This window comes from Arcicella sp. LKC2W, from assembly GCF_034931005.1.
Taxonomy (GTDB): domain Bacteria; phylum Bacteroidota; class Bacteroidia; order Cytophagales; family Spirosomataceae; genus Arcicella.
In genome coordinates this window covers 82,638-104,523 of sequence record NZ_JAYGIN010000025.1, presented here as the reverse complement: position 1 = coordinate 104,523, position 21,886 = coordinate 82,638, and the positions used below count along the sequence as shown (strand labels likewise).

Below are 21,886 nucleotides of genomic sequence, written 5' to 3'. Positions count from 1 at the left end.
TATGGGGTTGATAGGAGTAGTGTTCACCTCTTCCCATCTCGAACAGAGAAGTTAAGCCTACTGCCGTTGATGATACTGCAATCACATGCGGGAAAGTAAATAAACCCCAAATACTATTAACATATCCCTTCTAATCAACATTAGAAGGGATTTTTGCGTTGAAAAAATCGTATGATTGCAAACGTTATTCTACTTTAACTTTAATGTATATATGAAACTACATTTTTTATTAATTATTTTTCTTGTGTCTAATGCTCATTTTTTATTCTCCCAGCGAAAATTTAAAAGATTTAATTATGTTGATGGATTATCTATAACTCCTAATGTTGGAATTGGGAGTGTGGCTGGAGAGTTAGGAGATATTTTCCATTTTAATCCAGTTTATGGAATTACTTTTGAAAAAGGTTTTTCTGAAAAAGTAAACTTGAGTATTGAAGTTTTAGGAGGCGTTATGAAGGGCGTTGATAACGAAATATATAATGCCAAGTTTCAAAGTGATTATTTTCAGGTACAATTATATCCTTCTCTAAATCTATCAAGGCTATATTATGAAAAAATGAAAAGGCTTGAAATCAAAACTTATCTTGGTGTTGGTTTAATATGGTTTCATACAAATGTGCATGATTCGAAAAATGATATATTTCTAAGAACAACTTCTGATGGAACGACTAAACATACTACTCTTTTTCAGCAGTCAGGAATCGGAATTGGTGATAAAGGGATTTATTATACGAGAGAATTACTGATTCCGATAGGTTGTAGTATAAATTATGAAGTTACAGATAAATTATCTTTCGTTTCTAATTTAGGATATAACTATATTTACAACGATAAGTTTGATGCAACGACTCCCTATAACTTAACGAATCCTAATATTATTGGCGGAGAGCATTCATATAGTAATACCGCTAATGATGGTTGGTTAAGGGTTTCAATAGGTATAAAGTATATAATTTCTTCTTTTATTTCCGAAAATCAGAGAGGATTAGCTTATAAATAAAAAATCCCTTGAAGTTTATCTTCAAGGGGTTTTTTATTTATGAAGAGATTTTAATCTCTACGAGCATATCTTTTACTCTTCAATGAACGAATTTGTCTCATTCTTTCTTCAAGTTCAGCAATTACACGTGTTGAGTTTTCTTTACTTGCTTCATAAGTTTCATTTAATGATTTATAGGAAGCTTGTAATTTATTATAGTCATCTAATAGACGATTGTATTTAATACTTAATGATTCAAAAGTCTCTTTGCTATCTTCTTGACATTTAACGTAATCTTCACTCTTTTTCTTGAATTGGCTTTCTAAACTGAAACGAAAGCTACTTAGTTCTGCATTTTCTTGACGCTCTTTTAATACTTGACTTTCAAGACGACGAACTTGGTCTTGTAGTTCAGTAATTTTTTTGGTGTCAGTGCAACCCGACAAGGTTATTGATACAACCGATGTGATGATTAATAAACTCTTTTTCATGGGATTTTGTGGGTTGATAGATAACTAATTGATTATCAAAGATTATATCAATAGCTAAACTGTCATGGAATGTCTAATTACACAGTGGAAAAAAACTTAACCACATAAATATAATAAGGATTAATTTATTAACAAATTTACTTCTATTTTTCTTTTTGTAAAATGAATGCTAAACTTTTTTATATAAATCCTTGATTGAAACGATTTCTTACTTAATTTTGTATTAAATCTATATATTTAATAGAGTATATAGTTTGTGTTTTAAAATCTCTTTTATAATATTTTATGATAAGTTCAAAAACTGAACATTATCGTAAAGAATTACCGAAAAATAATATCAAAATTGCTTATAGTTATCTGCTAAAGGCTAAATTTTAGAATCGTTATGCAAAGTTTCAGAACTGAACTTGAAAATCCACTTGTGGAAAAAGATATTATTGATTTAGCTCGTAAAATTGAGCTGTTTCGTGAAGGAAAAATTCATGAGGAAAAGTTTCGTAGCTTGAGACTTGCTCGTGGTGTTTATGGACAACGTCAGCAAGGAGTGCAGATGGTTCGTATAAAATTGCCTTATGGGAAAATGACTTTTAAGCAATGGAAAAGAATTGCTGATATTTCAAATGAATATTCTACGGGGAATTTACATTTAACGACTCGTCAAGATGTTCAGATTCACTTTGTTTCTTTAGATAGAACTCCTGAGTTATGGTCTAAATTGGAGCAAGATGATATTACTCTTCGTGAAGCTTGTGGAAATACGGTACGTAATGTAACTGCTTCGCCATCGGCGGGAATTGACCCTAATGAGCCTTTTGATATTGCTCCTTATGCGGATGCTACTTTCCGTTATTTCTTGCGTAATCCAATTTGCCAAGAAATGGGGCGTAAGTTTAAAATTGCATTTTCAAATACAGATGAAGATACGGCTTTGACTTATATGCACGATATGGGTTTTATTCCTAAAATTCAAGATGGGAAACGTGGTTTTAAAGTGGTACTTGGTGGTGGTTTAGGAGCTCAACCTATGATGGCTAAGATTGCCCACGAGTTTTTAGCAGAAAATGAAATAATTCCTTATTTAGAAGCTACATTAAGAGTTTTTGACCGTCATGGAGAACGTAATTCTCGTCATAAAGCAAGAATTAAATTCTTAATCCAAAAAATTGGTTTTGAAGCACTTGTTCAATTAATCAATGATGAACAAAAAGCATTGAAAAGTAAATCTGTTGTAATTGATACAGAAACTGGAAAATGGGCTGTTACGCCAGAAGAAATGCCTTCAAAAACTGCTGATGTGAGTGTTGAACATACACCAGCTTACGAACTTTGGAAAGCAACAAATACATTTGAACAAAAGCAACAAGGTTTTTACGGAGTTTATGTTAGAATCTTAAACGGAAATATTCATTCAACAACTTCTCGTTCTTTGATTGAACAATTGGATGGGTATATTGCTGACGATGTTCGTGTAACGATTAATCAAGGTTTGATGTTGAAATTCGTTCCAGAAGCAAACTTACCTTATGTATATTCTGTATTAGAAGCTCATGGATTAGCGGCTGCGGGTGCAAACTCAATGGCAAATATTACTGCTTGTCCTGGAACTGATACTTGTAACTTGGCTATTTCTGATAGTACCAATATTACTTCTAAATTAGAATCGGTAATTACAGAAGATTTCCCTGAGTTAATTCATAATAATGAAATCAAAATTAAGATTTCGGGTTGTATGAATTCTTGTGGACAGCACGGTATGGCAAATATTGGTTTTCATGGTTCATCTTTGAAAGCCGCTGATAAACGTGTTTTACCTGCATTACAAGTGCTTTTAGGTGGTGGGACAGTTGGTGATGGAATCGGTCGTGTGGCTGATAAAGTGATTAAAGTTCCTTCAAAAAGAGGTCCAGAAGTTTTAAGAGTGGTTTTAAATAATTATGAAGAAAACGCTAACGAAGGTGAATATTTCAATGATTATTACGACCGTCAAGGTGAGAAATATTTCTATACTTTGTTGAAACCTGTGGCAGACCTAACAACCTTGAAAGATGATGACTTTATTGATTGGGGTGCATCGGAACAATTCCAAACAGAAATTGGTGTGGGTGAATGTGCGAGTGTAATTATTGACTTGGTTGCTACTTTGTTGTTAGAATCAGAAGAAAAATTTGATTGGACAAAAGCGGCATACGAAGAAAATCGTTTTGCAGATGCTATTTATCACGCATATAGTGTGTTTGTAAGTGCTGCCAAAGCGTTATTGTTAGATAAGTCAGTGAGTGCTTCTACGCAAAGTGGCGTAATTGATAAATTCCAAGAGAATTTTGTTATAACAGGAGAAATTTCATTAAGTGGTAAAACATTCCAAGAATTAGTTTTACAAATTAATAAAAACGAGCCTTCTGAAGAATTTGCAAAATCATATATTGAAGAAGCCCAAGCATTTTTAGGTTTAGCAAGAGCATATCGTGAAGAGTTAGTAAATGCTTAATTAAAGATAGTAATGAAGCGTTGAATCTTATTTTCGGTAAGGTTCAACGCTTTATTTTTATAATTGAATACCAAAATGAACCAGTTAGAGCAATTTTTTACATTAGACCCAAAACCTAAACTTACTGTTGTAGGTGCAGGCCCAGGTGACCCCGATTTAATTACTGTTAAGGCAATTAAAGCTTTAAAGACTGCTGATGTAGTATTATATGATGCTTTGATTTCGGAAGAATTATTGGATTATTGTAAAGTTGATGCTGAAAAAATTTATGTTGGAAAACGCCCTGGAGAAAGTCATTCTCAAGATGCAATCAATTTTATGATTGTTGAGAAAGCCTATATGTATGGACACGTGGTACGTTTGAAAGGGGGGGACCCATTTATTTTTGGTCGTGGAATGGAAGAAATAGAATATGCGAAAGGTTTTGGTTTGGAGACGGCTTATATTCCTGGTATTTCATCTTCTGTGGCTGCGGCAGGTTATGCAGGTATTCCTTTGACTACGAGGGGAGTGAGTGAAAGTTTTTGGGTAATTACAGGTACAAAAACAGATGGAACATTATCAAAGGATTTAGAGATAGCTTTGCAGACAACAGCAACAATCGTTGTGTTGATGGGAATGAATAAGCTAAGTCAAATTTCTGAGATTTGTAAAGAAATCGGGAAGGAAAATTTACCAGTAGCGATTGTTCAGCACGGAACAACTGAAAAGCAAAAGGTTGGAGTTGGAATAGCTAAAAATTTAAAATCAATTGCTGAAGTAAATAATTTATCTAATCCTGCTGTGATAATTTTGGGTGAAGTTGTAAAATTTGCCTCTACTGATATTTTATCAGGAATTAGCAAAAATTATAATCATTAGGAATATTTAAGGTAAAAAATTATTTAAACAGTCCTAATGGGTCTTCTTTTTTAGCAATAAGTTCTTGTAAATACGTTGTATCAATGAAAGATACGTCTATCTGTCTGCATTTATGAAGATAATCCCATGCTCTGTCATAATGTTCTAATTGAAATTCTGCAATAGAGAATTTGAGCCAACCATTGGCATTTGAAGGGTCTATTTGTAGAGATTTTTCTAAAAGTCTTAAGGCATCATCAATGTCATCACAATTTCTTTTTTCTTTATAACAAGCTAATTGTACTGTGGCAACATCAACCATGAGGGTTGTGTTTTCGGGAGATAGTATTAAGCCTTGTCGGAGTAGTTTTGTTGATTCTTCATAATTTCCTTTTTGGTAGCTAATTGAGCCTAAACCCCAAAAGGCTTCAACATTTTCTTGATTTAAAAGATAACAAAGATTGAATCTATAAGTTGCCGTATCCAAAAGTCCATCATTTAGATATTCCCATCCTCTATCCGCAAAGAAATTACTTGCATCACTTCTATCTTTAAAGCTTTTGTCACATTGAGTTAAAAACTCTGTGGCGTTAAGAAGTTGCTCTTCTACCATCTTTTTGCTCCCAAACAAAGGTACATATCTTACATCTTGACTGTCGGGAGTTGATACCTTTTTTGATACCTCACGACTGCTCGCAAAAGGAAGTAGTGAAGTTTGAGCCATCAGAGGTAAACTTGATGACAGAATGAAAATATATAATAAAGCTTTCATATAATTAGTTACGCTCAATAATAACGCCAAATGGGAGTTTCTTATTGTCTAAACCTGCTTAATACAGTAAAAAATGAGTTCTAAAGCAGGAATAATAAAAATAGTAATTTTTTGTCATGAAATACAAATTTTGTCTATTTTGTTAGATTGTTTTTTGGCATTGAGTTTGATGAAAGAATAGAAAACTTATTATAAGGTATTGAATTTTAGTCGATTATGCCTTATGTTTGTTTTTACAAAGAACTTTCATCACTGTCGCATAAATTATATGAAATCATGAATACCCTTCGTACTTCTGAAAAAAATATTCTAAATACGTTTAAGGCGATTTTTGTTCGCTCATTGTTTTATACAACACCATTTGGGATGTTTTTGACAGCCTCCAATTTTATGTTTGAGTATGTGAAAAAATATTATTTTGATTGGCTGATTATGATAATTCCAACACTGATAGTGTTGATAGGTGGAAATGTGTATGAAATGTTACTGTTTTACAGAAAAGAACAGAGAGTAGTAAGAATAAGAAAAGTGTATGTTGCCAAACACTCTCGATATGGCATATCAAAACAAGAATTAGTAACAGGGTAATTGAAATTAGGGTTGTTGAGATGTGGTTTAATCAGAAAATTGTCATATAATATTTAAGTTCGAACTATTTTTAACGAATTCAAATCATAAAAAAAACCGTATTGTAGATTCAATACGGTTTTTTTTATGATTTGAAAATTCACTGATTATGGTAAATCTAATAAGAATCCTATCGTGAAATTAGCATCCCAATCGAAAACAAATTGTTTACAACCTGTGGCATCGGCAATGGATTTATAGATATTTAAACCTGCTTTTGATTTCGCATTATCTAATTGATATGCCGACGGAGCATCAAGAACGGTATAGCGTTCTTTGTCTTTACGAACTTTTTTCGCTAATTCAAATGGAACGCCACCGATGATGAAACAAGTTTTACGTTTATCAGATGGAATTTGTTTTGCTTTTGCTTGGACTTCTTTCGTGACAACATCATCAGTCGTGTTATTTTGAAAATATTTTGCTCCGTAAGTTTCTACCGAACTCAATTTATTACCTTCTTTCCATGATATTTTGGTATTTCCTGAACCAATATCTGTTACAAATGAATTATCTGCATATTTAGCAGGTTGAACAGATTTTAAACCTAATTTTCCTTCTTGTTCAGGTGTTACAGTATTTACAAAATATTTTAATGATTTTAAAACGCCAATAATTTTTTGAGTTCCTTCGGCTTTTACTGCTCCTGAACTTACTACAAAGTGAATATCTCTACCGCTTACTCCATAATCTAACATTCCTGCGATATACTTTTTCAATCCAGCTCTGATGTCATCGTCGGAAGCCATGTTTTCGAGAACTAAACTATTGCCAAATTCTGCTTTTTCGAGTTTCCAGTTTTTATCAGCATCAATTCTGATAATAAATGAATTAAAGCCACTTGCTCCTAATTCAACAACACCTTTTAGTTTTCCTGCAATTGGTCCTGGAGGAGTATAATCAAAACGAGGTTTTTCGCCTCCATCAGTAGCTGATGATGATTGAGAGTCTGAAGCAGAACTACTCGATTCAGAAGAGTTTGAAGCTGTTTCTGAACCACTTGAATTATTAGTAGTGACTTCTGTTTGAGTTTCGGGAGCTAATTTTTTTAAAGCCTCTTGACCACCAAACATACGGAAGCCAAAATATATTGCTCCTAATACAAGGGCGGTGATTAGTAATCTTCCCGCAACGGTTAATCTTTGCATTGTTGATATAGTTTTAGTTTAAATCGAAATAATAAGTTAAAAGTAAACAATGTCTTTATTCCTTGCAATTTAGATTAGGCTATTTGGTAAATCTGTCTTGATAATTTGTAAAAAATGATGATGGACTTGAGAATTGGGTGGTTTTAAACTCAAACAAAAATGTCAGACGAAATTATTCGTCTGACATTGTGAACCCCTTTGATATTATTTATTAGACTTCTTGCGAAAGTCCTTTAAGGTGAAAGTCAGCACCTTTTTGGCTACAAATTAGGTAAGTTTTTCAACCGTAGCTCTGCTATGCTTTCAAAATTTACCTAATTTTCGCTCAAAAAATCACTATTTTTCAATCATAAACGACTTTCGCAAGAAGTCTATTCTACTTTTTTGACAATTGACGAACCTTTTTATTGAGTCGTTCAATTTTCTTGTTTTGTTCAATTACATAGAGCGTCAATTCCTCGATTTTTTGTAATAAAATGGCTTGTGTATTTGCCAAGTCAATCCCTTGTTGTGTTACTTCTGCGGTAGAAGGTACATCTGGTAAATGCTTGTTTAATTTGATGTATTTGGCAACTTCATTGAGTGAACGTAATTTGTAAGATTTGTCGAAAACAAAATCTGCCCAAAAGGTTGTTCCATTCGTTGCAACTCTTACTTTTTCAGTGATGATACCGCCAGCAACTGCCATTTTGTAGCTACTTCCCGCTGGAATAGTTACCGTAGGAGTTCCAACGGTAATACCATCTGGAAAACCTACTGGATTTTGTGCATTAGATTTTTGAATGAAGAAAAATCCTAAAATAAGAGAGAGTGAAATAATTTTTTTCATGACCGTTTATTTTTTAATATGATTATCAATGTGAATAAACAATTTAAAGTAAAGATTAAATTGTGGATATTATCACCTTACTAAATGTACTCAGACTTTTAGTAAGGTGAAGGACTTTTAATTACCTATTTGCATTATTACAACCTCCGATTTGTGCATTGAATCGAGTATTCAAATCGTTGTTGGTATTAGTTGAAAATCCAGGTTTTAATTCAATTACATTCCCTGCCTTATATTCAACTTGTACGTTTTCATTAATGAAAGATTGAGACGTAATTGATAATGCCTGAACGACATTATTTACATTTTCAACAGCACTTCTGGTAGAAACATCAACACAGTCTCCTGATTTTAAACGTTGGAAACAGAAATTAGCTTGTCCGTCATTATATCCATTACAATTCAACGCCGCTACATTTACGCAATATTTACCCGTCCATGAAGTATCACGTAAAACTGCTGTAACTATTCCATTAGTAACGCTAACGTTTAACGGTGAAAAGTCCAGTTGGTGTGGTGCTACTGCATTACCAAGTCGAGTATTATATTGGTATGTTATTCCTGATTTTATGGTGAAAGATTTCTTCATTGTATTTGAATAATATTTCACGTCAACAGGAACAGTCGTTGAGCCTGTCAAGCCAGAGATTGTGGCATAAAATAGTTTATTGGTACTATTAAATGTTGCACAACCAATCACGGCATTTGTGGCTGAATTTACGAAAGTCAATACATCGTTTTCAGAAACAAAACTTGTACGTTCATTGAATTTAACTTTCAATACAGCAGACATATTTCCTTCCTGCGGATTTGTTGAACACGTCGGTTTCGTCTCTGCTTCTAAAGGTAAAATTGTACTTACAGAGTAATTTGTACATGAAACATTATTTTGTGTAATACTTGCAGGAATTGACACGGTAGGGAAAATAGTAGTTGGTTGTTTAATAACATTATCCTCTACTACAATTGTTAATTCTGCCAGTGATGTTGTTGCTAAATTGAAAACGATTGGGTCTTCAACCATTCCAGCAACTGTTTCTGCTTTAAATAATAATTTCTTGTCTAAATCATACTCTTTATTTCTATCAGCTTTGAATAGTTTGAACTGGACATTTTGTTGGTCTTGATAATAAATTGTTTGGAAGAAAAGAGTTTCGCCTTTATTAACAATTGCTTTGTTCATACCGACTAATTTACCATCAATATAGGCTCTTAATTCATCATCGGTATCAACTTCAATTCCTTTAATTTTAGCAATGAGGTTCATACTAAGTTCATATTGAGTAAAATCAAAATTCATAATAGGCTCTAAAGCACTTTGTTGCTGTAAAGATGCTGCTAAGTCTTTTGCTTGAACTCCTTCTTCGTTAGATGTCAATGATAAATTGCTTGGGTACGTTAGTCTTCCTGCATTACTGATTTTCAACAAATAACCTTTTAATGGTTCAAGGAAACTTAAATTACCAATCCAACCTACACCTGCCACATACTGAGCGAATAATGTTTGACTTTTAATGAGGTCACCATTGAGAGGCCTAAGTCCTCTTAAGGCTTGGGTCACTGTCATACCTGTTGAAGGGACATAGCCAATCCAGTTCCAGACTAATGTTGTATCTTTTCTTCCCGTAGCATCTGTATTGATTTTTACATATTCTGTCAGATCGATAGGGTGCTGATTTGCCAAATATGGTGACCCTTTAATACAAACAGTATCTTTAGCCGCCACATAAACCATGTATCGCTTCGTGGGATTAATGATACTATCCGAAGCATCCCATCCATATCCTGGTAAATATTCTGCAAAGCCATTATCTGTTTTGATGTATGCTCCTGTTTTATTTCTCAGAGAGCTTAATACATTGCTAACTGTATTTCTACCTGTGCCTAAATCAAGGTTAAACGATACCCAGTTATACCCTCTATTTAATGGAATACACTTTTTCACTAAATTCAAGACACTCACACTTGCTGGTACCAGTGGACTTCCTTCTAAATTACCATCACGATAGGTATAACTTTCAAGAATTTCTACGTATTCATTACATTTGTCACCATCCCAAATGGTAAACTCTATTGGTTTTCTTTCATCATCTGGATTGCCGTAAATAGTTAGGAATGTAAGCCAACGTTGTTTGTCAGCAGGAAGGTTGCGATAATAAGCAACTTTACCTACACCTCTAATTTGTCCGTCAATTTTAGCAACAATTACATCAGAAGGGTCTGTTGAGTGAATACCAAAAATACTTAAATCAATAACCATATTCATTGTTCCTTCGTACTCAGAAGCATTTGAAACTTCATACTTTGGTTGAGGACAACGTACACGGTAGTCAATCAATAATGGTTCATCACCTTTAGAACCGTGCATTTGAAGTGTATCCAAATAGTCTCCAATCAATAAATCCTGTTGGAAAGTAAGTGTTATGTCAGCCACCTGTCCTGGATTTAATGTACCCGTAGAAGGAGAAACTGTTAACCATGAAGGAATACTTTCCATTCTGAAACTGGTAATGCTACCTCCTCTATTACGAATTTGACGTTTTATCGTGAATGGTTTTAATACCTCATTTGTTTCAATCACGTCTGTACCTACCCATTCAAGGTTATTTTGATTAACAGCAAATTCCCATTTGATAGTTTTTGGAATCATATTGCCTGCTTTATCTCTAATAGCAGCAGACTGATGATTTGGGTTTTCAGCTGTCATTGCATCGTCATAATCTTTACCACTTACTTGAACTCTAAATGTGCGATTTTCAAAGAATACAGGGTTGATATTTGGTACAATAACTATTTTGTTTCCTACACAAGTAATAGTTGCATCAACAAGAGCATTGGTTGTAGCATCGTACAAACCGATAGTATTATTTGCCAAAATATCAGCTTGTATTACTCTATCACAATCAATGGTTTCATTGAAAGTAATTGAGATTTCATCGCCTGGGTCCCAAGTTCCATCGCCTGGCTCGGGTACTCCCACTATTTCGGGAGGATTTCGAGCTACTTCTCCTTTGATAACGGTTGAAATACCAGGTTGTAAAGTTGGATTAAAGCACTCTGCTACCGCCCTGATTTCGTAAGGCCCATCTTTCAATAATTCAGTATTCCATTGTTTAATGGTAAATACATCTCCCAAATCAGCTTTTTGCGTTTCGTTGATATTTATCCACGAACCATCACCCCCGATTGAACGATACTGTATCCGAATGAGTTTGAGGTCGGCATCGTCGTTATTGTACTCATTGAGGGTAACATTCAGGATGTTCTGAGCTGCTGGTGTTACGACAAAGTTTTGTAAGGGAAATCCGATATCAACATTAGAACAAGGCTCAATAAATGAAGCAGCCAAATTGATCGTTTTTACAAAATATTTATCTACCAAAGTATCTCCTCCTCGTGCATCGGCGAGTTCAGTTTCACAGGCAGATTCCAATTGAATTGTAATATCACTATAATCGTATTTGAGAGGACCTTTATCAAGTGTCAATGTTACGGTCTGGCTTTGCCCAGGGTCTATTCTAAATGTGATTGGTTGAGTAAGTGGTTGTCCGTTTACCTTCACAATAGCACCGTCTGGATTGGTGGCAGGGTCTAAGGAAAGGTCATAATTCATGGCTTCGTCGGTTGGGCTGGCATTTCCTAATTGTAACTGATAAACTGCCGAAGTATTAGCTGGTACATTTACCTTAGAATTTCCGTCGAGGCTTACAAGCGAAGGAGCAGACCTTTGTCTCGTGCCTTTTTCCCAAGGGCATGAGCTTTCACCAGCTACTAATTCAAAGCCGTAGCTGTCCCAAATTTTACCCTTATACACTTTCACCAAGAAATTATCACCTACATCATCATCCTCAAAATGATAGGCTATTCCATACACATCTGTTTTTTGGTCATCGTGAGTATTCGACTTTGTATGCTCGTGTGTAACAGCCAGATTACCTTCAATACCTCCCAATGCTTTGAGGACAAATTCCGCATTTCCGCCGTACCATCCTTTTACATCAAATGTTTCTGTCCATCCGTTAGTATCTTCTGTAGTTGTGCTTTCCTCATATACAGCTCCAGCATCAAAACTAATCGTTTTTTCATATTTATCTCTTCTATCAGTTTTATTCATCAAAACATATTTTTCCCATTCTTTAAAGGCTAAAGAATCTCTGTGTCTCTTAGGATTGATAGCTATTGGCTGAGATGCAAGTAACTTTAACGCTGGAATTACATCATTGATGATGTGTCTTTCAGAATAAACAAAATCTCCACCCAATGTAGTACTATTTATTTCGAGCTTCTTTTTTGTGTAAAATTTACAACTATCAGGCTTATAGTTTACTTCGATTGCTCCGCCATAAGTGACGTTTTCGGCATACCCGAAATAAACATCGCCGCCGTCTTCGCTTCCCACTACACCATCAGAGGCAGAAGTAGAAATAACTTTATTTGTTGTAATACATGAACTTTCATTTGTTGAATAATTCCACGTCTGATTAGACCCTCCTGAAACTGTAATTTTCAATTCATTTTTCACTACAATTTCAGCCCCTGGTAATCCGACATTTGTTTCTCCACCAATTGAATGACCTATACTAAATTCTTCTCCTAAATCATTGATTACACTTCTTGTATCATTGGTACAATGTGTAAAACCTTTTTCCAGAGTCGCATAACTTCCATCACCTGGAGGGTCACGCAATACAAACTTGGGTTGTTGAGGCGAAGAAGATGTAAATGTACCAATGGTGCTTTGCTTTCCGAGAACCACAAATGAAGTTGTGTCAGTAGTAGAGGCACTACCTACGGTTGCTTTTACGGTTACGAGCGTTTGAAAAGGGGGAATAATATTGACATTTTTTGGCTTGAATTTATACTCAAACGCTTGTACATCCACTGCCAATGTTGTATCCACTTTATTCGTAACAGAGGGGTTATCAATTGATAAAGTTGCTCCATCTACATAACATTTACCACCATCATATTGCTCAAAAACTTTAATTTTAAATTTGCTTTCAAGAAACTGATTAGCAATTTTTAGATTACATTCGTTGGGAGTTATACCTGCCATTTCTATTTGGGGAGGTGCAATATAAATAAAGTCGGTTGTGTCGGCAATGGCATCACGTAAATCAACCTCCTGACCACCCTTTAGCTGAAAATAATTGTAAATCACTGAATTTGAATGTTCTACCACACTTACTCTGAAAGCACGGGCTGGTAAATCTTTGAAAACGAACTTTCCGTCTGGATTTCTGAGGGTGTCTGTCTTCTCAAAACATCCATCCAATGTAGCTACCTTTACCACAACTCTCGCACCTTGTGGAATGATTGATTTACGGCATTTGTCATTTCCAGTAACCTGACCGCTGATAGTACGTTTGGTATTATCCAAAAATACAATTCCAGCTTTTGGAGCTTGTAGCTTACGAATCTCAAAGAAACTTGGTCCAAAAATATGGTCTTTGTATTTTGCTGATAATTTTATCGTTCTTCCTGGTTCAAAATCAACTGACCATTTACCATTTCTATCAGTTCTGATGGGGGGAAAAAATTGCTGACCATTCACTAAAATATCTATTGAGTCAGCAAAACAAAATGTATTTACAAAACGTACATATCCCGAAACATTGACCGTCGAAACATCTTTGAAGTCAATATTACCAATGGCAGTATTACTTGTGTTCAAGTTTACAACCCTTACATTTGGCTCAAATTCATGAGGTTTTGTTTCTTTTCTACGAGCATTATTACTCCATGATGCTCTTGTAATAATGCCTTCTCTTGGAGTTGATGCTCCAAAATTGATGGCAGCATAATCATAAACTTTGGTATCCGTTGCTTCATTTAAGTCGAAATAACTATATAACAAAGCGGTTGTTGAATCTTGTGGGAGACCTACAACAAAGTGTTCTTGAATTTGATGTTGAGGTAGAGCCGTTTTATAAATAGCTACTTCATCAACTAAACCCGTATAAAACTTACCTGTCGCTGCATCAGTAGAATTTGTGGCAATTAACCAAGGATTACCTGTTGCCCAGTTTGATGTACCAGTAAATGAAACGGTTGCAGTCAACTCTCCTTCCAGATATACTTTGGCATTGCCATGTGTATTATCTAAGGCTACGGCTACATGATAATATTTAGCTTTGATTGTACCCAAATTACTCACACTTCCATTCAGATTCAAGAACAAGTTGCCATTATTTACATAGAGTTCGTATAGACTTCCCTTTGAGAGAATGGTTTGACGAGATTTTAAATCGAATGGATGAAATAAAACTTCTACGGTTGCAGTATCAGGCATATCAAAATCTGTAAGATTTCCATAAGATTTATCCGCTGCATTAAACTCAATAGCCGAATTAAATTCAAAGTTTTTCATTGGGGTTGCTCTGAAATTTTCCGTTGTGCTATAATTTATACCATCAATCACATAATAACCTGTTACATCAGTTACGCCAGAACTGTAAACTTCTGGTTTGTCAGACGAAAATGTTGCTCCATAGATATTCGCATTAGTTGGAATGGTGGTATTATCAAAAACTTTTGCCCCAATACCTTCATCCATTTTCCAGTAAGAGACTAACCCATTTTCTGATTTAGAGACTGAACGATTTTTGGTATTGTTTACCTCTGTTTGGGTAAGAGGGCGATTGTAAACTCTGATGTCATCAATTTTTCCTTTGAAAAATCCTCCATCACCAATTTTACTACCAATATTTAAGTAATTACTTACTCGTGATATTGTTGCAGGCTTCGTACCGATAAATTCGCCATCTACCATAACAGACAATGCCGAACCATTATAAATCATTGTTACTTGATGCCAATTATCTACATTAAATGGATTGGCAGGTGAATTTGGCAAGTAATATTTTAAAGAATCACTACCTATACCATTTCCAATATGGAAAATATATCCTTTGGCTTCATTACTCTTGGTGGTTGTAATCCACCAGTTTTTGTTTAATGAACTACCCCAGTCGATGATTGCACCTTCGTTGTTAGTGTTTCCTAATTTTACGTAAGCTGAAACCGTAAATTTATCAGTTGGAAATTCATTATTATAACTTACACAAAGCTCATCATTGACTCCATCAAAAGCCATAGAATTGCCCGTAAGTGGAGTTAAACGAACTTCTACTCCAGGTACAGGATTGCCCGAGTTGGTTTCTACTTTTCCACTTACAACACCATTTGGGTTTACAAAACCTACGGATTTACTGCGACTACCTGTTCCATATACGTTTTTTGCTTCAATACTATATTCGTAGTATTCGCCTGCTTGAACATTAAAGTCTAAATAATCTCTAACGTTTTCGCCTAAATCAGCAATAAACGAACCATCACGATAAATGACAAATCCTGAGGGAGATGGAGAAAGTGGGTTTACATTCCACGAAATTTTAACTCGGTCTTTAAACTCTCCTTGTGTAGCTACCAAAATAGGAGGTTGTGGTGGCAAATACCATGGGCTATATGCTCCAAAACCTAATTGATAGGTTGTTGACTGCATATTTCTTTTTGAAGCCAAAGGTTGTCCTACCACAAAGGTAGAACGATTAAACGACGTATAAGAGTTGGTGGCTGAACCATAATTAAAATACAGTTCGCCAAATATTTTTGTTTTCTCATTGGGATTACAGAGCGTATCGGTCTGAGCAAATATTTTTTGCCCACCAAACAGCATTAGCCAACCCAAGAGAAGATAGTGTATCTTCTTTTGCATAAAATATGAATTTAAATATGACTAATGAGTACTAATTAATACGGATATATACCCAAAAATTTAAGTTATCTGGGCGTGTTTCGTTGCCCCCTGTACTATTTGTATTCCCAGTAGCACTACCTGAAATAGAGTGAGAGTGGTCTCCTGGAGAAGAAGAATTGATGTTATGATAGAACTGAATAGCTCTGTCAGTAGCACTAAAAGAACTAAATGGATTACCTTGAGCAATAAACCCTCCTTCTTCTGAGCGACCGGGAATACCAGTTGTATGAGTATGGTTACCATTACTTGATGTACTTCCACTGACAGATAGGTTAGTAGAGTGAGTATGGCTTTTTAAGTCCTCAGACTGGAAAGAAGCAATAGGAGTGTTTACATTTCGGTCGTCATCAAAATTTGAACTATTCGCAAACTCTTGACTTCTGATAAATAGACCACCACCATTTGGTAATGTAGTCATTCCTGTAATTTGTCTTAGTTTATCGGTTGTAGCTAATGAACGACCGTCCATAGCTACCCAGCAATTGCCATTTACTGCGGCAAATTGTGTTGGGTTTAGAATGGAATGTTTTACATCTCCTACTGCACCTGAACAAACTACTTCTTGAGCTTTTGGTGAGCCGAGAGAATAAGGAGCAAACGTTAGTTCTGTTCGTGGATTGAGTTCTGAGCCTTGAACTGTTACCCCGACAAAATACGTTTTTGAACCCCAGCTGAGGTTGTCTAAAGGGTTGGTTTCACTACCCAAGTGTGTACTATATACCCCTCCAAAAACATTAATAGTTTGGGTTTCCTCCCATTCTGCAGTCGGGCTATCTTTGGAAGGATATAACTTAAAAATAATTTCTTGGTTTCCATCTGCAACGGCTTTTCCGTTGCCGTCTTTCAGGAATCCTTGAAGAGATATTTTTTTGGTTTGTTGAGCAGTAGCTGAAAAAATAAATAGTGTTAGGCAAAAAATGCTTAACAAAAAGGTTTTTGAATTTGGAAGATGTTTTTTCATTTTTAAAATGTTTTAAGAAAGAAACTTTGTTGAAATGTGGACTTAAAAAATTGAGGTTTTATCTTTCAAAATCCAAATACATGGTAAGGAAAAATAAGAAATATTACTGTTACTATTTTATTAAAATCATGCGTCAATGCTAAAAACATTTGTCTATGATGAACATAATAAATCATGGAAGGTCTTTCCTTTGAGGAAGACCTAATTTTATTTTTAGGAAAAAATAAAAGGTAATACGAGTAATGGAAAATCATGTTTTGGTTGAAATGTTTAATGTGTGTTAAATCGAAACTGAATCTGAATATATAATCATGGCAAAGCCTATTAATACCGTTATTGGATTAATTTGATTTTATAAATTCTTAAATATTACTTAGGGAATGGGAAAGGATAAAATAGGCAAATAATGGTTAATATTTCACATTTGAGATACTACCAACGATTCTCTTTTAAAATGTAAATTTGAAACTCCATTTTGTTGAAACTTGGTGACAAAATTACTTTAGATAATCAGAGTTTTAAGCAAGGGGTAACCCTTGTTTTTGAGTTGATTATAAATGAAAAAAGTATTGTTCTAAATAGGGATTAGTATTTAGGTGTTAGTGTTGACATTTTATCTTATTAATTGTTTTAAGGTATGTTTTCGCCTTCTCGAAATCATCGCTGTTTGTCCGTCAGACATTGTGAGATATTCCTTTTCTGCGTCATACTCTTTTACGTAGTTGGGATTAATCATAAAAGCTCGATGTACTCTTAAAAATCCATGAGTTTTCAGATGTGGTTCAAAGAATTTTATGGTATGTGCTACTGTTTTCTCTGTTCCACCTTTTATATGAAAAACGGTATAGTTGATGTCTCCTCGTATCAGTACGATTTGGTTAATCAACACCTTTGAATACGTTTTTTGATTTAGAATTAATAAACTTTCATTACCTTTTTGTTTGTAGGTTTTCATGCAATTATCTTTTAGTTATTTATATAGAAATAGTAATCAAATGTGTTATCAAATGGCAGAAATAGTTAAGAATGTATTTAACTAAATCAACATTTATTTACATTTTTTTAAATAAATTATTATCCGAAAATAAATTTATTCTGAACTGATTAATTATTATAATAACTAACTTAGGAAGATTAATGAGATGACATTAAAAAGTTATAAAATGTGAGGATTTAACAAGGATTAGAATTTCCAAAACATATATTTAACTATTAACATTATTATTCTGCAAAGTAAAAGAATGAAATGATAAAAACATATACCCGAAGTCAGGTATATTTGTACCAAAACCGCCAATTTTGAAATTAATATTGCATAAAGCCGCCCACTTTTTTAGTTTGTTTGTCGTTTTATGCTGCCCAATTCATGGGCAGTCCATAATTATAGATAACAAGTTTTCTGGTCAAGACATCAATAAAAATGTTTTGATATACATTCATAATACTGATGGTTTAAAAATAAAGCAAATTGCTGGAGCAAAAGCAGATGACTTTAGAAGAAATTTAAACGCTCAGGATGTTAGTTACGGATTTCATCATCAACAGGGATGGTGTAAATTTAAGATTCAGAACAATTCAAATCGAGGTAAATTTATCCTCAGTATTGAACAATCTCGGGCAGATACGGTACAACTCTTTGTACTAAAGACGGATAATAATATTGAATCAATGCCTTTGCTCGGACGGCATATTCCTATCGAAAAGCGGGTAGTGTTTGACCGTAACTATGTTTATCCCATCCAAATTCCGAAAGACTCTTCCTATACCTATTATCTATACAGTAGTCGTAAGTTTGGGCTTCATGGTTGTGTGCTTACCTTGAGAGCTGAAATGGAATATGCCAATCATTTTGCCGTTGCCTCAAATCAATTTGGGTTTATTTTTGGAGCCTCAATCATTACTGCTCTTATGGGTTTGGTTTTATTTTGGTTTATCAGAGAGCGTATCTATCTTGTATATAGTCTTTACTGTATTAGTACGCTTTTGGTGGGTTTTTCAGATGCAGGTTATATTCATAGTTATATCCATTTGCCAGCCTTGCAACCTGCCATAAACATTGCCACCTGTATCAGTTTTTATTTGTTGGTGGGTTTACATATTTGGTTTACTATTGAGTTGCTCAACATCAAAGCCTATAAATTCAAGTGGTTTTATTATTTAGGAAAATATGCTACATGGTTTTTTATTTCCTCAGCGTTTATTTTGTTATTTCCACTTCCTCATGAGCTGATGTGGTGGTTGGTTTATATTTCTTACTATGTCCTTTTCTTTATGGATGCTTACATTGTTATTGCTATTATCAATGGAGTAATCCAAAAACACCCTTCTGTTTATTTTTATATGGTTGGCTTTTTTCTGACTCTCATTCTTTTTACCATATTGGTATTGGCAAATTTGAATGTGTTGGATGAAGTAAATAATAATGTAGAAATATTCTATTTTACCCCACTTGTCGAAGTTATTGTGGTAGTTTTTGGCTTAGTAATACGGTTCTCTAATAGCGTAAGGGAAAAGTTTATTTTTCAGAAAAAACTTTACGAAACTCAACAACAAATTATTACTTTACAAGAAGATGAACGTACTCGTATAGCACGAGATTTGCATGATGATGTAGGTAATTCTTTAGCAGCTCTCAAAACCAAATTTATTTATGAGAATAGAACTGATGATACCCAAAAAACGCAACAAATAATTGATGATTTAAGGGATATTACTCATAATATTATGCCTGCTAATTTTCAAGACTTTACACTTGATAAAATGCTTGAAACGTTGATAAAACGATTCCAAAACCATTCTAAAATTTCTTTTGAATTTATTTTAGCAGGAAAATATTTGAAACTCGATTCTAATAGAGAATTGGCGATTTATAGAATTGTTAATGAGTTGATTTCCAATATATTGAAGCACTCTTCTTCAGAAAATGTAACCCTTCAAATGGTTTATCAAGAAGAAAGCATCGTGTTGTGTTTTGAAGATGATGGACAACCTTTTTTATTGGAAAATCAAATTTCGATGGAGCATAAAATTGGCGTAAAAAGTATGCTTGCCAGACTTGACTTTATTCAAGCAAAATTTAATACTACTTCCGACAATAACGGCAATTTATTAATTATCGATGTACCTTATAAAATCTATGAATAATCTCATTAAAATATTAATTATTGATGACCATCGTCTTTTTAGTGATGGTGTAAAAATGATGCTTTCGAGTATTTCACATTTTGAAATTGTCAATCAAATAAATGATGCAAGAGATGCCGTAAAGGAAGTAACATTATTAAATCCAGATATTGTTTTGATGGATTATAATATGCCTAATATGAATGGATTGGAAGCAACAGAATTGCTCCTGAGCCATTTTTTAGATTTAAAAATTATCTTTCTCAGTATGCACGAAGATAATCATATTATTGAAAAAATGTTTAAATCTGGAGCTTATGGATATGTATCAAAAACGGCAACAAAGGAGACATTTTTGGAGGCAATAAATGTGGTAATAAACAATGAAAAATTCTTCTCAAATAATATTCTTAATGCCAAACAAGATGATACCTTTCATGGTGTAAAATTGACTAAACGTGAGTTTGAAATATTAGAAAAGGTTAAAAGTGGACTAACCACACGACAAATTGCCGAAGTCTTAAATATTAGTTATTACACCGCCGAAACGCACAGAAAAAACATAATTATAAAATTAGGTTTACGTGGCGAACAAGAGTTATTCAAATATTTGATGAAATAAAAAATCCGTGTTTTAATGTATCAAATGGCGGTTATTATTTTTGTACTTTTGATAGAATAACACTTGCTGATTACCCTAATTTACTGCTTAATTAAACACAGACCAATGAATATATTAATTGCTGATGACCATCCTCTTACTTTGGCTGGTACTAAAAGTTTTGTTGAATCGCTCGGATATACCGTTAATGATGTATGCTCAAGCGGAATAACTGCTTTTAATTTAATTTTAACTCATCAGCCATTAATAGCATTGCTGGATATTAATATGCCTGGTTTGGACGGTATTGAAGTGCTTGAAAAAGTGACAAAACAAAAATTAAAAACAAAGATTATTTTATTGACAATGCACAAAGAAATGACTGTTTTTAGAAAGGCGAATCAGTTGGGTGTATTTGGATATATTTTAAAAGAACACGCTCATGAGGAATTAGAAAAATGTTTGAAAGAAGTTGCCAACGGAAATCAGTATATCAGTAAGTCGTTGATGAATGAATTGATTTTGGATAAAGACCCTGAAAATATGACTAATTTAGATAAGTTGACTTTTTCAGAAAGGAAAATATTGGAGTTAATCGCCCAGCAAAAAACCACAAAACAAATAGCAGAATTATTATTTATTTCTGAAAAAACAGTGGAGGGTCATAGGACGAATATTATTCAAAAATTGGAATTGCCAAAAGAAAAAAATGCCTTGCTTTTATGGGCTTTAACGCAATTTAAGTAAGGCGTAGTTTGTGATTGCAGGAAATATAAATTGCTTATTGTCAATATATTATGTGTTTTTGATGAATTTAAAAACAAAAAAACAGGGAGCAGATAATTTATATCTGCTCCCTGTTTTTTTAATTAATCTTTAAAAGTTCTCGTTTTTTTCTTCTCGAAACAGACAGTTTTATTCCACTGGTCAATAATAAAAAATTAGCACTTTCTTTTTCGTCGTAACTCTGAATATAACTTCTGTTTACGCAGAATGCCCGATGAATTCTTATAAAATTATCGTCTAAAGAATTATTGACATGAAATCGTAATGTACGAGGTGAGATTTTCACTTTTCCTGATTGTAAATGAATTAAGGTATAATTGATATTACCTTGTAGGTACAAAATTTCGGAAAATGGAATTTTTTCAAATTTCCTATGTTTATTCGGTAGTAAAAAATAGGTATCGTTTTCCATGATATTATTAGTTTAGATATTTTATTTTAATGAAGGACTTTGAGAAAATGTGCCTTCTCAAAGTCCCCAA

The 21,886-nt window shown here is 33.9% G+C and carries 15 protein-coding genes and 1 rRNA gene; 8 read left to right on the top strand and 8 right to left on the bottom strand.

The window, feature by feature from the left end; genetic code table 11:
• Positions 1 to 112, top strand: a 5S ribosomal RNA gene (rrf, locus tag VB796_RS19290).
• Positions 113 to 211: 99 nt separating this feature from the next.
• Entirely contained in the window at positions 212 to 1,000 is a 789-nt protein-coding gene (locus tag VB796_RS19285) for a hypothetical protein (protein WP_323348220.1), read from the top strand.
• Between the two features lie 50 nt (positions 1,001 to 1,050).
• On the opposite strand, the gene VB796_RS19280 is transcribed toward VB796_RS19285, so the two are convergent.
• On the bottom strand, positions 1,051 to 1,470 hold the full coding sequence (locus VB796_RS19280) for a hypothetical protein (RefSeq protein WP_109741408.1): 420 nt from the start codon (positions 1,468 to 1,470) through the stop codon (positions 1,051 to 1,053).
• A gap of 385 nt (positions 1,471 to 1,855) precedes the next feature.
• Between VB796_RS19280 and VB796_RS19275 the strand changes: the two genes are divergently transcribed.
• Both VB796_RS19275 and cobA read left to right on the top strand, forming a co-directional pair.
• Positions 1,856 to 3,958, top strand: a complete 2,103-nt coding sequence (locus VB796_RS19275) for a nitrite reductase (RefSeq protein ID WP_323348219.1) — start codon at positions 1,856 to 1,858, stop codon at positions 3,956 to 3,958.
• Between the two features lie 75 nt (positions 3,959 to 4,033).
• Positions 4,034 to 4,819, top strand: coding sequence for a uroporphyrinogen-III C-methyltransferase (gene cobA / locus VB796_RS19270; RefSeq protein ID WP_323348218.1), 786 nt, complete (start codon positions 4,034 to 4,036; stop codon positions 4,817 to 4,819).
• A 19-nt stretch (positions 4,820 to 4,838) separates the two neighbouring features.
• Here the strand turns inward: cobA and VB796_RS19265 are convergent, their stop codons facing one another.
• The gene (locus VB796_RS19265) at positions 4,839 to 5,570 is read right to left on the bottom strand and encodes a hypothetical protein (protein ID WP_323348217.1); all 732 of its coding nucleotides are present in this window, start codon (positions 5,568 to 5,570) and stop codon (positions 4,839 to 4,841) included.
• A gap of 276 nt (positions 5,571 to 5,846) precedes the next feature.
• Here VB796_RS19265 and VB796_RS19260 point away from each other — a divergent pair, with 276 nt between their 5' ends.
• Complete coding sequence (locus tag VB796_RS19260) at positions 5,847 to 6,158, top strand: hypothetical protein (RefSeq protein ID WP_323348216.1); 312 nt, start codon at positions 5,847 to 5,849, stop codon at positions 6,156 to 6,158.
• Positions 6,159 to 6,304: 146 nt separating this feature from the next.
• On the opposite strand, the gene VB796_RS19255 is transcribed toward VB796_RS19260, so the two are convergent.
• From VB796_RS19255 to VB796_RS19235, 5 genes are all read right to left on the bottom strand, one after another.
• Positions 6,305 to 7,345 carry a hypothetical protein gene (locus tag VB796_RS19255; protein ID WP_323348215.1) on the bottom strand — a complete coding sequence of 347 codons (1,041 nt, stop codon included), beginning with the start codon at positions 7,343 to 7,345 and terminating at the stop codon, positions 6,305 to 6,307.
• Between the two features lie 376 nt (positions 7,346 to 7,721).
• A complete protein-coding gene (locus VB796_RS19250; RefSeq protein ID WP_323348214.1) occupies positions 7,722 to 8,174 on the bottom strand; it encodes a hypothetical protein in 453 nt (150 codons plus the stop codon).
• Positions 8,175 to 8,295: 121 nt separating this feature from the next.
• Positions 8,296 to 15,891 (bottom strand): LamG domain-containing protein, encoded by a 7,596-nt coding sequence (locus VB796_RS19245; protein ID WP_323348213.1) that lies wholly within the window; start codon positions 15,889 to 15,891, stop codon positions 8,296 to 8,298.
• A gap of 31 nt (positions 15,892 to 15,922) precedes the next feature.
• Complete coding sequence (locus VB796_RS19240) at positions 15,923 to 16,894, bottom strand: hypothetical protein (protein ID WP_323348212.1); 972 nt, start codon at positions 16,892 to 16,894, stop codon at positions 15,923 to 15,925.
• A gap of 613 nt (positions 16,895 to 17,507) precedes the next feature.
• A complete protein-coding gene (locus VB796_RS19235) occupies positions 17,508 to 17,849 on the bottom strand; it encodes a LytTR family DNA-binding domain-containing protein (protein WP_323348211.1) in 342 nt (113 codons plus the stop codon).
• Positions 17,850 to 18,193: 344 nt separating this feature from the next.
• Here VB796_RS19235 and VB796_RS19230 point away from each other — a divergent pair, with 344 nt between their 5' ends.
• From VB796_RS19230 to VB796_RS19220, 3 genes are all read left to right on the top strand, one after another.
• Positions 18,194 to 20,038 carry a 7TM-DISM domain-containing protein gene (locus tag VB796_RS19230; protein WP_323348210.1) on the top strand — a complete coding sequence of 615 codons (1,845 nt, stop codon included), beginning with the start codon at positions 18,194 to 18,196 and terminating at the stop codon, positions 20,036 to 20,038.
• The gene (locus VB796_RS19225) at positions 20,031 to 20,639 is read left to right on the top strand and encodes a response regulator transcription factor (protein ID WP_323348209.1); all 609 of its coding nucleotides are present in this window, start codon (positions 20,031 to 20,033) and stop codon (positions 20,637 to 20,639) included. Before VB796_RS19230 ends, VB796_RS19225 begins: the two co-directional genes overlap by 8 nt.
• 105 nt (positions 20,640 to 20,744) lie before the next feature.
• On the top strand, positions 20,745 to 21,365 hold the full coding sequence (locus VB796_RS19220; protein WP_323348208.1) for a response regulator transcription factor: 621 nt from the start codon (positions 20,745 to 20,747) through the stop codon (positions 21,363 to 21,365).
• 118 nt (positions 21,366 to 21,483) lie between these two features.
• Here the strand turns inward: VB796_RS19220 and VB796_RS19215 are convergent, their stop codons facing one another.
• A complete protein-coding gene (locus VB796_RS19215) occupies positions 21,484 to 21,816 on the bottom strand; it encodes a LytTR family DNA-binding domain-containing protein (RefSeq protein ID WP_323348207.1) in 333 nt (110 codons plus the stop codon).
• Positions 21,817 to 21,886: the final 70 nt, after the last annotated feature.

Excerpts from the sequence above, each read along its gene's own strand:
- VB796_RS19285 (WP_323348220.1), top strand. The coding sequence starts at position 212 with ATGAAACTACATTTTTTATTAATTATTTTTCTTGTGTCTAATGCTCAT.
- VB796_RS19280 (WP_109741408.1), bottom strand. The coding sequence starts at position 1,470 with ATGAAAAAGAGTTTATTAATCATCACATCGGTTGTATCAATAACCTTG.
- VB796_RS19275 (WP_323348219.1), top strand. The coding sequence starts at position 1,856 with ATGCAAAGTTTCAGAACTGAACTTGAAAATCCACTTGTGGAAAAAGAT.
- cobA (WP_323348218.1), top strand. The coding sequence starts at position 4,034 with ATGAACCAGTTAGAGCAATTTTTTACATTAGACCCAAAACCTAAACTT.
- VB796_RS19265 (WP_323348217.1), bottom strand. The coding sequence starts at position 5,570 with ATGAAAGCTTTATTATATATTTTCATTCTGTCATCAAGTTTACCTCTG.
- VB796_RS19260 (WP_323348216.1), top strand. The coding sequence starts at position 5,847 with ATGAATACCCTTCGTACTTCTGAAAAAAATATTCTAAATACGTTTAAG.
- VB796_RS19255 (WP_323348215.1), bottom strand. The coding sequence starts at position 7,345 with ATGCAAAGATTAACCGTTGCGGGAAGATTACTAATCACCGCCCTTGTA.
- VB796_RS19250 (WP_323348214.1), bottom strand. The coding sequence starts at position 8,174 with ATGAAAAAAATTATTTCACTCTCTCTTATTTTAGGATTTTTCTTCATT.
- VB796_RS19245 (WP_323348213.1), bottom strand. The coding sequence starts at position 15,891 with ATGCAAAAGAAGATACACTATCTTCTCTTGGGTTGGCTAATGCTGTTT.
- VB796_RS19240 (WP_323348212.1), bottom strand. The coding sequence starts at position 16,894 with ATGAAAAAACATCTTCCAAATTCAAAAACCTTTTTGTTAAGCATTTTT.
- VB796_RS19235 (WP_323348211.1), bottom strand. The coding sequence starts at position 17,849 with ATGAAAACCTACAAACAAAAAGGTAATGAAAGTTTATTAATTCTAAAT.
- VB796_RS19225 (WP_323348209.1), top strand. The coding sequence starts at position 20,031 with ATGAATAATCTCATTAAAATATTAATTATTGATGACCATCGTCTTTTT.
- VB796_RS19220 (WP_323348208.1), top strand. The coding sequence starts at position 20,745 with ATGAATATATTAATTGCTGATGACCATCCTCTTACTTTGGCTGGTACT.
- VB796_RS19215 (WP_323348207.1), bottom strand. The coding sequence starts at position 21,816 with ATGGAAAACGATACCTATTTTTTACTACCGAATAAACATAGGAAATTT.